Consider the following 12,024-nt stretch of genomic DNA (forward strand, 5'->3'; position numbering starts at 1 on the left):
TTGCGGATCTGGGTGGCGCGGCCCGAGCCGGGGGCGACGCGGACCGGAGCGGCCCTCGCGGACCTGGGCCACGCGCCGCTCGTGGCCCCCGTCCTGGCTGTGCGGCCGACCGCGGCGGCGCCGCCCGTGGGACCCTTCGCCGCGCTGCTCCTCACCAGCGCCAACGCGGTGTCGGCGCTCCGGCCGGCGCTCCGGGACGCGCCGGCCCTGCGCGGCCTTCCCGTCTTCGCCGTCGGCGCGCGGACGGCCGCCCTGGCCCGTGAGGCCGGTCTCGGCCCCGTGCGGGAGGGGCCCGGCGACGCCGCGGGGCTCGCCGCCCTGGTGGCGGCGTCGCTGCCGCCCGGCGAACCGCTCCTCCACGCGACCGGGGCCGAGCGCAAACCGGAGCCGGCGGCGGCGCTGACGGCGGCCGGATTTCGGATCACCGCCTTCGTGGCTTACCGGGCCGAGGCGCTGGAGCGCTTGCCGCCGGCGGTCGGCCGCGACCTCGCCGAACACCGCCTCGAGGCGGCCCTTCACTATTCCCGGCGCAGCGCCGCCGTCGCCCTTGCCCTCGCGGATGGTTCGGAGCACGGCGGAGCTTTCCGCCGGCTGAGGCATTACTGCCTATCGCCGGATGTCGCGGCACCCCTGGAAGCGGCCGGTGTTCCGGTCCATTTCGTCGCGGCACGCCCGCGCGAAGCGGACCTGCTCGACGCCCTGGCACGGCGACCGGGCTAACCGCGCGGTGACAGGGAGGCCGGGCCGCCGTATCTCGCCCTCGCGCCCGGCGCCGCCGCGGTGCTAGGGGGGCGCGGCGACGCCGTAGAGTTGGAGGACTTGCCCGTGACGCCACCACCCAGCGACGCCGACAAGCCCGGCCCCGGCGGCCGGAAGCCGGACGCCGCGCCCGGCAAGCCCGGGCCATCCAGCCCGCCCGGTGGCGCGTCGCGACCGGCCACGACGTCGGCGTCCACCGCCTCCACGTCGGCTTCCACGGCCTCCACCGCCGCCGGCGGCGCGAAGGCGCCGCAGGGATCCGCGCCCGGGACGCCGCCCAAGCCCGCGACCGACCCGGTCGTGACCGCCAAGCCCGGCACGATCGATCCGAAGTCCGACGCGGGCCAACCGGCTACCGGGGCCGACGGCGCGAAGCCGTCGACCGGCCCGGCCGCCCGGACGGCCGGCGCCAAGCCCGATCCCGTGGCGGTGGGCGCCGCGTCGTCGGCCTCCGACGCCAGGGCCGGAACCTCCGCCTCGTCGTCGTCGACGGCCTCCACCAGCGCGTCCGGGGCCTCCGGGGCGCGGATTGATCCGAAGGCCGCGCAGCCCGGAACCGGCCCGCAGGGCGGTCCCCGTCCGGGCGGGCCCGCCTCCGGTGCCGCGGGCCCGGCGGCGGCCAGCGCGGTGACGGCCGGCCCGATCATCGACCTGAAGGCCAAGCGGATCCCGGATCCGCCGGCCGCCGGCAAGGAGCCGGGCAAGGACGCTCCCAAGGACGCTCCCAGGGACGTTCTGAAGGACGCTCCCAAGGATGCTTCCAAGGACGCCGCCAGGGACGGGAAGGAATCCGCGAAGAGCCCGATCCCCGCGGCGGCCGCCGTCGATGCGAACAGGAGCGCCGCCGCACCCGCCGGCCGGGCCCGGGCCGGATTCGGCTCGCTCGCGGCCGCGGGGCTGCTCGGGGGCGTGATCGGCGCCGGCCTGCTGTTCGGCGCCGAGAAGGCCGGGATCGGTCCCGACCCGCGCCTGAACGCCCTCGACCAGAGGCTCTCCAGCCAGCTCGCGTCCCTCGACAAGCGCCTCGACGGGCTGGCCCCGCGCGACGCGGTGACGGCCCTCGACAAGCGCGTCGCCGCCGCGGAGGCGAGCGCCAAGCAGGCGCTCGACAAGTCCGGCGCGGCGCCCGCTGCCGCCGCCGAGGGGCAAGCGGCCGGTCAGGCCTCCGGCCAGGCCCCGGCCGTGCCGCCGGATCTCGTCGCCCGCCTCGACAGCCTCGACCAGCGCGTCGCGGCGCTGCAGGAGGAGCCCGGCCAGGAGCCCGGCCGCGACCAGCCGGCCGATTCGAAGCTCGGCGCGGTCCAGGACAACGCCAAGCAGATCGCCGACCTCGAGACCCGCCTCAAGGCGGTGGAGGATGGCGGCGCCAGCAAGGGTGCGGCCGAGGAGGCCGCCCGCAAGGTCGCGGCGCTGCAGAGCGAGGTGGAGCAGAAGACCAAGGCGAACGCCGAGGCCGACGCGGCCCTGGGTCAGCGGCTCGACGCGCTGCAGCAGGCCGTCGACGCGCGGGTGAAGGCCGCCACCGAGGCGGTCCAGGCCGCGACCCAGGCGAGCCGCACCGCCGCCGAGGCCGGACAGGCCCAGGCGGCGGAGGCCGCGAAGGCGGTCGACCGGCGGCTGCAGGAGCAGGCCGACCAGATCGCCGCCCTGGACAAGAGCGTGGCGCAGCGCGCCGAGGCCAGCACCGTCCAGGCGGCGCTCCGGGTCGTCGTCGCCGACCGCGTGGCGGCCGCCCTGGAATCGGGCACCGCCTACGCCGAGCCGCTCGCCACCCTGCGCAAGCTCGATCCGGGAACCGAGGCGCAGGCCAAGGCCCTGGCGACCTTCGCCGAGGGCGGTGCCCCCTCGGCGGGGGATCTCGCCGACACGTTCCGGCCGATCGCCGAGCGGATCGCGGCCAAGCGGCAGGCGCAGCGGGCCAAGAGCGCGGCCGAGACGGGCGATTTCCGCACCAAGCTCCTCAGCATGGCCGACGGTCTCGTGCAGATCCGCAAGGCGGACGCGCCCGCCCCCGAGGCCGCGGACGATCCGGAGAGCAAGGTCCAGGCGGCCCTCGACCGCGGCGACCTGACGGCGGCCTCGGCGGCCTTCGCGGCGCTCCCGGCCGAGGCCCGGGAGCAGGCCGGGGATTTTGGCGCCAAGCTCAAGGCCCGGGCCGAGGCCGAGCAGGCCGTGCGCGCCCTGCTCGACGGCGCCTTCAAGGCCCTGCCGGTCGGGGCCGCCCAGCCGGCTCAGGCCGCCCCCGGGCGCTAGTCCGGTGAGGGCCCCGATCCGCGCGCTGCGCGGCCGCACCATCTCCGAGCGGGCGCCCAGGCGCCCCGCTCCTCCCGCACCCCGCGACGGCCGCCAGCCGGCCGCCGACAGGAGATACTGACCCCATGTGGCGCGCCCTCGCCTTCCTGGCCCTGCTCGCACTCGCCGCCTTCGGGGCGGTCTGGATCGCCGACAGGCCCGGCACCGTCACCGTCGTCTGGAACGGCTACCAGATCGGCACCAGCCTCGCGGTCGCCCTCGTCGGCGTGATCGCCGCGGCGATCGTCCTGGGCCTGCTCTGGGCGATCGTGCGCGGCGTCATCGGCCTGCCCGAGGCCCTGGTCCGCGGCTCGGCCGAGCGGCGCCGGGCCAAGGGCCTCTCGGCCCTCTCCCGCGGCATGGTGGCGGTGGGCTCCGGCGATCCCCTGGCGGCCCGCCGCTACGCGGGCGACGCCGAGCGGCTCCTCGGCACCGAGCCGCTGACCCTGCTGCTCAAGGCGCAGGCGGCGCAGATCTCCGGCGACCGGGACGCGGCCGAGAGCGCCTTCCAGCGCATGGTCGACGATCCCGAGACCCGGGTCCTGGGCCTGCGCGGCCTGTTCGTGGAGGCCCGGCGCCGCGAGGACGAGACGGCCGCGCGCGCCTACGCCACCGAGGCCGCCCGCCTCGCCCCGAGCGTCACCTGGGCCAACGAGGCCCTGCTGGAGGCGCAGAGCGCCGACGGCGACTGGGCGGCGGCCCTGGAGACGATCGAGCGCCGCTCGTCCCTCGGACTGATCGACAAGGCCGCGGCCCGGCGCCAGCGGGCGGTGCTCCTCACCGCGATCGCCGGCGAGCGCGAGGCCGGCGAGCCGGAACTCGCCACGGAGCGGGTCCTGCAGGCGGTCAAGCTCGCCCCCGACCTCGTGCCGGCGGCCTGCATCGCCGGACGCCTGCTCGCCCGCCGCGGCGACGTCAAGAAGGCCGCCCGGATCGTCGAGGCGGCCTGGAAGGCCAATCCTCACCCCGACCTCGCCAAGGTCTATCTGGGCCTGCGGCCCGGCGACTCGGTCCGCGACCGCCTCGCCCGCGCCGAGGTCCTGGCGAAGCTGTCGGTCTGGGACCCTGAGTCCCGTCTCGCCCTCGGCCAGGCCGCCCTCGACGCGCGGGACTACAAGCGGGCCCGGGAGGCCGTGAAGCCCCTGCTCTCCGACCGTCCGACCGCCCGGGCCTGCCTGATGATGGCGGCCATCGAGGAGGCCGAGCACGGGGCCGCCTCCGGTCAGGCCCGCGAGTGGCTGGCCAGGGCCGCCCGCGCCCCGCGCGACCGCGTGTGGATCGCCGACGGCATCGCCACCGATACCTGGGCGCCGGTCTCGCCGGTGACCGGGCGTCTCGACGCCTTCGCGTGGCGCGAGCCGCCGAACACGCTCGGTGCCGCGCCCGCGGTGGAGCCGGAGGCGGACGCCGCCGGTCCGGCGCTCGTGCCGGCGGCCCCGAACGCCGCGGCGCCGGTCGCCAAACCGGCCCCCGCGTCGAAGTCCCCCGCGGCCACGACGTCGCCCCCGGCCGTCCCCACCGTCTCGGCCTCGGTCGCGTCGGCGGCGTCGACCTCCGCCGGCCCGGTCCCGGCCGCGCCGATCCCGACCGTCCTTCCGGCGAAGGCGGGCGCGCCGAAGGCGGCCGGCGCCGACCCGGTCTCGGCCGGGATGGCGGCCGCGGCGCTGCCGCCCTCCGGCTCGGCCGAGCGCGCAGTCCGCCGGATCGGCTGACCGGTCGCGGCGCGCTCCGGCCATCCGGATGCGGGATGACAGGAGCGCCGCGGGGTCACGGTCACGCCGCGGCGCTCGACTATTGCAAGTTGAATGAGCCGACTCGCCGTGTAGCTTGTCGTGAGTCGTCGACCGAGGATCCGATCATCCCCCAGCCCGCTCACAGCCCGCGCGCGCCGTCGATCCGGCCGGATCGGGGCCGCGTCCCGCGTCGCGCGGTGCGGCCGTGACCGTCCTCGACGAGGACGGCGAGCCGCGCCGGCAGGTCGGAGCCCTTCCGTTCCGGCACGGGCGGGACGGCAAGACCAAGATCCTGCTGGTGACCTCGCGGGAGAGCCGCCGCTGGGTCATCCCGAAGGGGTGGCCGATGAAGGGCCGCAAGCCGTTCGAGGCGGCCGCGCGCGAGGCCTACGAGGAGGCCGGCCTGCGAGGTGCGGTCGGCAAGCGCCCGATCGGGCTGTACCTCTACCAGAAGCGCCTGAGGAACCTCGACACCGTCCTCTGCCAGGTGAAGGTGTTCCCCCTGGAGGTGCGCAAGCAGCTCAAGCATTTCCCCGAGGCGCGCCAGCGCGAGCTGCGCTGGTTCACCCCGTCGGACGCCGCCGAGGCGGTGTCCGAGCCCGGCCTCGCGGCCCTGATCCGGGCCGCATCGCGCACCTAAAACGGCGGGAACGCGCAACACGGCGTTGCCAACGCGGCGGCGATCCGTTATGGCCCCACTCGGCCGGACGGACACGCCCCCCGCGGGGGCGCCCCGGTCACCTGCTGCGGTAGCTCAGTGGTAGAGCACTTCATTGGTAATGAAGAGGTCGAGAGTTCAATCCTCTCTCGCAGCACCAGAAACCTTCCCGATCTCGCAATCAGTCCGGACGATGCTAAGGGTTCCCTAGCGGAGCCTGTCGCGGACTGAGGATCGCGGCGGCGGCCCGGCCGACACCATCCGCTGAAGGGGACGCGCGGACGTGAACTCGACAGCCCTGTTCACCATGCTGGGCCTCGTCATCGGCTGGGCGGTCCTGGCCGGCGCGGCCCTGATCACCGGGCGGATCGCCACCTTCGCGTTCCTGATCCTGACGCTGATCGCCCTCTACCTCTACGTGCCGTGGGTGCGGCTCCGGGCGAGCGGGATCGACGGGTCCAGCCGGCCGGTCCGGTTCTGGACCAACGTCGCCATGCTGGCGGTCAGCCTCGCCGCCTGCCTCGCCTTCGGGATGATGCTCGCCCGGCGCACCGGGCTCCTGTAGGCGCCCCGACCGCCGCGCGGTCCGCGTTCGCGCGGCCGGCGATCCACGCTCCCGAGTGAGCTGCCCCCGCCGCACCAGGGCGTCCCCACGCATCGGGCCGCGCGGCCAGAGAGAGCGGCCGGCGATCCGGTCATGCGCGGCGCCCCCTCAACATGGATGAGGCGCCCTTAACATACATTGTGTAATACGGGCCGATTAAGCGTGGCCTTGATCGCGGATTTTCGTGCCAATAGCCTGGCTTGGCGCGATAAAACGAGTTCGGTCAAATATTGATCGTTATAAAATTCGCGAAAGATCGAACCGTGGTCCCGAAGCCGGGTTGGACAGGGTGCGAGGCTCGATGCTCCCACGGAGTACCGGGCCGACGGCCGATCGTGCGGTGGGCTTGAGCACGCCGTGCCTCTCGCGAGGGACAGACATCATGTACTATCACGACAAGCGGCTTCAGTACCCGGTCAGGGTCGACAGTCCCGACCCGGTCTACGCCCGCATGCTCCAGCAGGCGATCGGCGGCATCGAGGGTGAGATCCGGGTCGCCTTCCAGTACTTCTTCCAGGCCTGGGGGAACCGCGCCCCGACGACCAAGTACCGCGACATGCTGCTCAATACGGCCACCGAGGAGATCGGCCATATCGAGATGCTCGCGACCGCGGTGGCGCTGAACCTCGAGAACGCCCCCACCAAGGTCCAGGAGGCCGGGGCGGCCGACGCGATCGTCGGTGCCGTGATGGGCGGCGAGAACCCGCGCCACATCGCCGAGGGCATGCTGCACAAGACGCTGCTCTCCACCGGCATGGCCGCCTTCCCGGGCAATTCCGACGGCCAATCCTTCGACATGAGCCACATCTACGCCAGCGGCAACATCGCGGCCGACATGTACTGCAACGTCGCTGCCGAGAGCACAGGCCGCGTCCTCGCGGTGCGCCTCTACAACGCCACCAACGATGCCGGCATGCGCGACATGTGGAGCTTCCTCATCGCCCGCGACACGATGCACCAGCAGCAATGGCTGGCGGTGATCGAGGAACTCGGCGGCCACGCCGGCACGCTGCCGATCCCGAACTCCTTCCCGCAGGAGAAGGAGAACCAGAAGTTCAACTACAACTTCTTCTCGACGTCGGCGGACGGCTCGCCGCCGCCGGCCGGGCGCTGGACGCAGGGACCGTCGCTGGACGGCAAGGGCGAGTTCAGCGTCGTCCAGAACCAGCCGATGGGCGAGGAGCCGGTCCTCGGCCCGGCGCGGCCCGACAGCGGCGCCGAGGCTCAGCAGATCGGCTGAGCCGCCGGGCACCCGGCCGGTCCGCCGGCCGGGACGGCTCCATCCGAAGTCGCGGCGCCCCGGCGCGCCGCGACCCGCGCGGACGGGAACAGGTGGCTCGCAGAACCGTGACACGCGGCACGCTCGTCGATGGTCGTGTCTGCCTCGCCCGGACCGACGCGGAGCGCGCGCCGCTGGTCCGGCGGCTGGGGCGGATCGAGGGTCAGGTCCGGGGCCTGCGGGCTATGGTCGAGGCCGACCGGCACTGCCTCGACGAGATCCAGCAGATCCGGGCCGCCACCGCGGCCCTGCGCGAGGTCGGCCTCCTGATCATCGACCAGCACGTCGCCGCGGGGCTCCGCCTCGCGGCGCGCGATCCGGACCGGGAGGCGGTCATGGCGGACCTCCTCCGGGTTCTGCGGGCGGCCATGGCGGAGGCCGGATAGGCGTCGGGCCGCCGGCCCGCGCCTCCGGCGGTCGCGCTCAGTGCTTGGTCAGCGTCTCGACGACGGTGCCCGGCCCGATGCGCGCCGAGAAGCGCGCCAGCCGGCTGCGGCTCGGCTCCTCGAGACCGCCGGCATGCGCGAAGGTCGTCAGGGCGATGCCGACGAGGAACCGGGCCTCCTCCAGGGTCACGGCCCGGCCGCTCAGGGTGCTGGCCGCGCCCCGCACGGCCAGGACGGCCTCCTGGAAGGCGGGGTCGTCCTCGAGATCCGAGAGCCGGGTCATGGGCGCGATCCCGCGGTCCGCGGCGTCCCGCGCCCGACCGGGTCGGGATGGGCATTCGCAGCAGCGAGATCTCCGCGTGCGCTGCCGCAGATACGGCCGCGCGGCGAACAGTTTTCCGGTACGTATGACCTCATCGAACTCCCTCTTTCCGTCGGCATATCTGTCGCGATTGCCGCGGATCCCAGCATATATCGGTCCGAAGATGTGCCCGTCCGCTGATCTATGTTGCGGCGGATACGGCATAATCAGCGATTAATGGCGCCACGCGATTTATCATACTCCTCAGGTGATCGGCTATCATGCTCGAACTCTCGCTCGACGCCGATACAATCGACGCGCAGGGCCCCCGGCTCCCCGACAGCGTGCAGTATCATCTCGGCCATCTGCTCGCGGCGACCTACGCGCAGGACAACGTCGAGCCGACCATCGCGGATCGCTTCGCCGAATTGCTGAGGCTGCTCGACGGCGCTTTCGGCCGGGCGCAGGACGGCCGCGAGAAGGCGTTCCAGGCCTCGCTCCTCGCGATGGTGCCGAACCTGCAGCGCTTCGCGCGCTCGCTCCTGCGCAGCCATGTCGGTGCCGACGACCTCCTCCAGAACACGCTTCTCCGGGCCTGGCGCTCGCGCGCCAGCTTCGCGCCGGGCACGAACCTGGAAGCGTGGCTGTTCACGATCATGCGCAACCAGTTCTACAACGAGCACCGCAAGCGCGGGCGCGAGGTGCAGGACGAGGACGGCGCGCAGGCGGAGCGGATGGTCTCGCTGCCCGAGCAGGGCGGCCACCTCGATCTGAGCGACGTCCAAGCCGCCCTCGACCGCCTGGCGCCGTCGATGCGGCAGGCGCTCGTGCTCGTGGCGATCGAGAACCTCACCTACGAGGAGACCGCGGCCGTCATGCAGTGCCGGATCGGCACGGTGAAGAGCCGGGTCTGGCGGGCCCGGACGCAGCTCGCCGAGATGCTGGGCTATACCGGTCTCGAGGTCGGCAGCGACGACGTCATGCTGGCCGCCGCGGGGCCGAAGGGGCGGAAATCCACCGCTGTCTCGTGACGGCGACCGGCGGGAGGAGTCGCAAGGGACCCGCCTCTGCGCGTAGGGTCGATCCCCGATCCCGGGCTCGAGGAGCCGCCGTTGCCCATGTCGCCGCGCGCCGTGATCTCCGCTGCCGTCGTGTTCGGTCTGACCCTGTCGCCCGGGGCGGCCGGGGCGCGGACCACCCCGGGACCCGCCGCGCGGGCCTGGCTCTCGGATCTCGTGACGCGGATCGATGCCGCGGACCGCGCCGGGACGCGGCCGGGTCCCGACCGGGGCCGCGGAACCGTGGTCGTCCACGTGCAGATCGCCGCCGATGGGGCGGTGCAGGGCGCGGAGATCGAGGAGAGCTCGGGCTCGCCGAGACTCGACGAGCGCGCGCTCCGCGCCGTGCAGGGCATCAGCCCGGCGCCCGTGCCGCCGGCCGCACTCCTGGGTGAGGACGGGATCGTCGATCTCAGCATCCCGGTCGCGCTCGGCCGCTGAGCATGCCTCGGCCCGTCCGGTCAGCAATTCGGATCGGTGTCGACGCCGAGATAGGCCCCGACGAGATAGCCGGCCTGAAGGGCTGTGAGATAGGCGAAGAGCAGCAGGACCTTCTCGGTGTCGAGCTGTGCCCAGACAAAGATCCAGAGGGCCAGCCACGCGAGGGTGACCAGCATCGAGCTGGCCACCAGAACCGATGCCCGATACCGCCAGCCCTCCCATATGCCCACCGCGAAAAGCAGGGCCGCAACCAGCAACGAGCCGTCTCCTTCCGCGCGAATAGATAAACTTTTACGCGCTAAACCTCTGGCAGTTCACGGATTTTCGACTGCGTGCCCGACCTTCGAGGGTGAGATTTAATTTAGCATTAACTCGACGGGTCCCCCCGGGCGGTTCGTCAGTGATCGGCGTCGCGCAGGCCCACTCTGCCCCACGCCGATCGGGCAGCCCGCACGCGAGCAGAAAGCGGGCCACCGGGGCAATGCGGCGGACCGGCGGCGGTCCTGGCATTGACGCGATCGATAATGAGAATCGATCGCATCTGTTTGGATCATGATGCGCTGCAACGTAGATAACCCCTCGAAGCCGGGCACCACCCGGACAACGAGAGGACTTCAGACCATGACCGTTCGCACCATCGTTCTCGCCGCCCTCACCGCCGTCCCGATGATCGGCACTGCCCGGGCTGACGAGACCATCGCGCTCACCCCGCCGCTCTACCGCGAGCAGGCTCGTCCCACGGCCGCCGTGCGGCCGGCCTCCGAGCTGACCACGACGCCGCGCCTCGTCCCGGCGAGCCCGGCCTCGCGGCGGGTCGTCGCCACCGCGGTCTCGGCCCGCTGAGGCGGGGCGTGGCCGCGATCCGGCGCCACCGGGCGATCCGGTGGCGCCGGCCGCAGCGCCGGCCCGGCGCGAAGCGCCCGCCCGTCAGGCCGGGCAGGGTTTGCCCCCGGGCAGAACCACCTCGCTCTGCCCGTTGTAGATCTCGCCGCCGCGCACCGGCCAGATCTTCTTGTACCGGAAGGTCCACCGGGTCAGGTTCGAGAGGACCGGGAAGATCGGGTGGTAGGTCATCGTGACTTCCGACACGACGAAGCGGTCGCCGTTCCGGGTCATCCCGGCGGGCGGTGCGCCGAGCGAGGAGCCCGCCGTGCGGGCCTGTCCGTTGGACTCGGCGCTCGAGCAGACCTTGGTCGTCGCCGAGCTGCCGTCGCTGTAGGTGCCCGCCGCCGTCAGCACGATGCTCGCCCGGCTCACGTCGTAGGGGTTGGAGATCGCGCCCGTCGCGGCGAAGACCGGCTTGAGGTCGGCGTAGCTGCCGCGGGAAATCAGGTCGGCCATCGTGGCGGCCGCGTTGTCGAGCCGCTTCCCGATCATGTAGGCCCGGGGCAGCTCGATCGACCCCATGAGGATCAGCAGCAGGATCGGGGCGATCACGCTGAACTCGATCGCGCTGACGCCCTCCCGGTCGCCGATCAAGCGGATCAGGCAGGCGCGCGGACGGCCGCTCAGCACGGCTTGGGCTCGTAATCCTCGGCCCTGAAGATCTCGGTCGTGACCAGCAGTTGCGTCTTGTCGGCCATGATCCGGCCGGTGAAATCCAGCATCTGGAACAGCCGCATCACCGGCACGGCGACCCGGACCGTGACGGTGTCGCCGCCCTGCGGGCACTCGAACCGCTGGCCGAAGCCCGGCGTCCAGTTCTTCGTGGTCTTGTCGAACGGTTCCGCCGGCTGCGAGGTCGCGAACGAGGGTGTCCGCGAGACGTCGAGGCGCAGATCGGCGCAGGGGAACAGCGCCGAGGGGCCGGTGCAGACGATCTTCCGGAGGCGCTCACTCGGATCGCTGCCGTCGGAGCCGTCCTGGAAGGTGCCGGTGCGCAGCTGCCGGACGCTCCGGTCGACCGCGATGTCCAGCGTCTGCTGCTCGATGGCGATGACGCCGGCTTCCGCCACGACGCCCAGGAGCGCCAGGAACGGCGCGGCCAGGAGCGCGAACTCCACAGCTGAGGCGCCGGTCCGGTGACCGGCGAACCGCCGAACGCGCCGGGCGGTGCCCTCGGTCCCGCCGGGACGGCGGCCGGTCGCGACGCGCCGCAAGATGCCCATCATGCCGAACGAACTCTGCAGGTCCACGCCTGCCGCTGTCCGGACGCAGAGGCGCGGACGAAATAACCCTATGACGAGGCCGTTTAAAAACGGTTCAAATCTGAGTAGAAATTGCGTGTTCAGGAAGATTTTGCGGGCGCGACGCTTGATGAGGGGCCAGATTCGCCCTCAGGTTGTGTATTGTTGTATCCTCTCACGGTGCTGGTCCCGATGCGGCCAGTCGTCGGCGCGGCGGCGGGCCTTGGAGGGCAGCGTATAGACGTTGTTCACAGCTAAAGGGGCCTTACTCGAGCTCCGACAGCTTTCCGGGGCTCCGGCGCGACGGAATTTTAGGAGCTGGACTCTACGCCTGCCGGAGCGGTGGCCGGTGCCGCCGCAGCCGCCGATCCGGTCCCGCCCTGGGAG

14 protein-coding genes and 1 tRNA gene are annotated in these 12,024 nt (G+C 72.8%); 11 read left to right on the forward strand and 4 right to left on the reverse strand.

Annotated features, from left to right (window positions below; all coding sequences use genetic code 11):
- The 8 genes from J3A75_RS15265 (at nt 1) to J3A75_RS15300 (ending at nt 7,711) form a co-directional block, all read left to right on the forward strand.
- Nucleotides 1–720: a uroporphyrinogen-III synthase gene (locus J3A75_RS15265; protein ID WP_024830232.1), complete on the forward strand. Its 720-nt coding sequence runs from the start codon at nt 1–3 to the stop codon at nt 718–720.
- A gap of 105 nt (nt 721–825) precedes the next feature.
- Nucleotides 826–3,012, forward strand: coding sequence for a translation initiation factor 2 (locus J3A75_RS15270; protein WP_070999429.1), 2,187 nt, complete (start codon nt 826–828; stop codon nt 3,010–3,012).
- A 125-nt stretch (nt 3,013–3,137) separates the two neighbouring features.
- On the forward strand, nt 3,138–4,763 hold the full coding sequence (locus J3A75_RS15275) for a heme biosynthesis protein HemY (protein WP_024830229.1): 1,626 nt from the start codon (nt 3,138–3,140) through the stop codon (nt 4,761–4,763).
- Between the two features lie 226 nt (nt 4,764–4,989).
- Nucleotides 4,990–5,424, forward strand: coding sequence for an NUDIX hydrolase (locus J3A75_RS15280; RefSeq protein WP_012319048.1), 435 nt, complete (start codon nt 4,990–4,992; stop codon nt 5,422–5,424).
- 103 nt (nt 5,425–5,527) lie between these two features.
- Nucleotides 5,528–5,602 (forward strand) — tRNA-Thr (locus J3A75_RS15285).
- Nucleotides 5,603–5,725: 123 nt separating this feature from the next.
- Nucleotides 5,726–6,007: a hypothetical protein gene (locus J3A75_RS15290; protein WP_012319049.1), complete on the forward strand. Its 282-nt coding sequence runs from the start codon at nt 5,726–5,728 to the stop codon at nt 6,005–6,007.
- Between the two features lie 421 nt (nt 6,008–6,428).
- On the forward strand, nt 6,429–7,286 hold the full coding sequence (locus tag J3A75_RS15295; RefSeq protein ID WP_012319050.1) for a manganese catalase family protein: 858 nt from the start codon (nt 6,429–6,431) through the stop codon (nt 7,284–7,286).
- 92 nt (nt 7,287–7,378) lie between these two features.
- Nucleotides 7,379–7,711, forward strand: coding sequence for a metal-sensitive transcriptional regulator (locus J3A75_RS15300; protein ID WP_234742004.1), 333 nt, complete (start codon nt 7,379–7,381; stop codon nt 7,709–7,711).
- A gap of 37 nt (nt 7,712–7,748) precedes the next feature.
- Here the strand turns inward: J3A75_RS15300 and J3A75_RS15305 are convergent, their stop codons facing one another.
- On the reverse strand, nt 7,749–7,994 hold the full coding sequence (locus tag J3A75_RS15305; protein WP_012319052.1) for a hypothetical protein: 246 nt from the start codon (nt 7,992–7,994) through the stop codon (nt 7,749–7,751).
- A gap of 299 nt (nt 7,995–8,293) precedes the next feature.
- On the opposite strand from J3A75_RS15305, the gene J3A75_RS15310 reads away from it, so the two are divergent.
- A complete protein-coding gene (locus J3A75_RS15310; RefSeq protein WP_209650410.1) occupies nt 8,294–9,043 on the forward strand; it encodes a sigma-70 family RNA polymerase sigma factor in 750 nt (249 codons plus the stop codon).
- A gap of 87 nt (nt 9,044–9,130) precedes the next feature.
- Entirely contained in the window at nt 9,131–9,511 is a 381-nt protein-coding gene (locus tag J3A75_RS15315; protein ID WP_043073657.1) for an energy transducer TonB, read from the forward strand.
- Nucleotides 9,512–9,531: 20 nt separating this feature from the next.
- Here the strand turns inward: J3A75_RS15315 and J3A75_RS15320 are convergent, their stop codons facing one another.
- Entirely contained in the window at nt 9,532–9,687 is a 156-nt protein-coding gene (locus tag J3A75_RS15320; RefSeq protein WP_234742006.1) for a hypothetical protein, read from the reverse strand.
- A gap of 445 nt (nt 9,688–10,132) precedes the next feature.
- Here J3A75_RS15320 and J3A75_RS15325 point away from each other — a divergent pair, with 445 nt between their 5' ends.
- On the forward strand, nt 10,133–10,354 hold the full coding sequence (locus J3A75_RS15325) for a hypothetical protein (protein ID WP_012319056.1): 222 nt from the start codon (nt 10,133–10,135) through the stop codon (nt 10,352–10,354).
- A gap of 84 nt (nt 10,355–10,438) precedes the next feature.
- On the opposite strand, the gene J3A75_RS15330 is transcribed toward J3A75_RS15325, so the two are convergent.
- Both J3A75_RS15330 and J3A75_RS15335 read right to left on the reverse strand, forming a co-directional pair.
- Entirely contained in the window at nt 10,439–11,026 is a 588-nt protein-coding gene (locus tag J3A75_RS15330; protein WP_043073658.1) for a TadE/TadG family type IV pilus assembly protein, read from the reverse strand.
- Nucleotides 11,020–11,646 carry a TadE/TadG family type IV pilus assembly protein gene (locus J3A75_RS15335; RefSeq protein WP_234742008.1) on the reverse strand — a complete coding sequence of 209 codons (627 nt, stop codon included), beginning with the start codon at nt 11,644–11,646 and terminating at the stop codon, nt 11,020–11,022. Before J3A75_RS15335 ends, J3A75_RS15330 begins: the two co-directional genes overlap by 7 nt.
- Nucleotides 11,647–12,024: the final 378 nt, after the last annotated feature.

The sequence above is a fragment of the Methylobacterium sp. PvP105 genome (genome assembly GCF_017876975.1).
Classification (GTDB): domain Bacteria; phylum Pseudomonadota; class Alphaproteobacteria; order Rhizobiales; family Beijerinckiaceae; genus Methylobacterium; species Methylobacterium radiotolerans.

Bases quoted from the DNA above. Each gene is read 5' to 3' on its own strand.
- J3A75_RS15275 (WP_024830229.1), top strand. From the start codon at position 3,138: ATGTGGCGCGCCCTCGCCTTCCTGGCCCTGCTCGCACTCGCCGCCTTC.
- J3A75_RS15295 (WP_012319050.1), top strand. From the start codon at position 6,429: ATGTACTATCACGACAAGCGGCTTCAGTACCCGGTCAGGGTCGACAGT.
- J3A75_RS15305 (WP_012319052.1), bottom strand. From the start codon at position 7,994: ATGACCCGGCTCTCGGATCTCGAGGACGACCCCGCCTTCCAGGAGGCC.
- J3A75_RS15310 (WP_209650410.1), top strand. From the start codon at position 8,294: ATGCTCGAACTCTCGCTCGACGCCGATACAATCGACGCGCAGGGCCCC.
- J3A75_RS15315 (WP_043073657.1), top strand. From the start codon at position 9,131: ATGTCGCCGCGCGCCGTGATCTCCGCTGCCGTCGTGTTCGGTCTGACC.
- J3A75_RS15320 (WP_234742006.1), bottom strand. From the start codon at position 9,687: ATGCTGGTCACCCTCGCGTGGCTGGCCCTCTGGATCTTTGTCTGGGCA.
- J3A75_RS15325 (WP_012319056.1), top strand. From the start codon at position 10,133: ATGACCGTTCGCACCATCGTTCTCGCCGCCCTCACCGCCGTCCCGATG.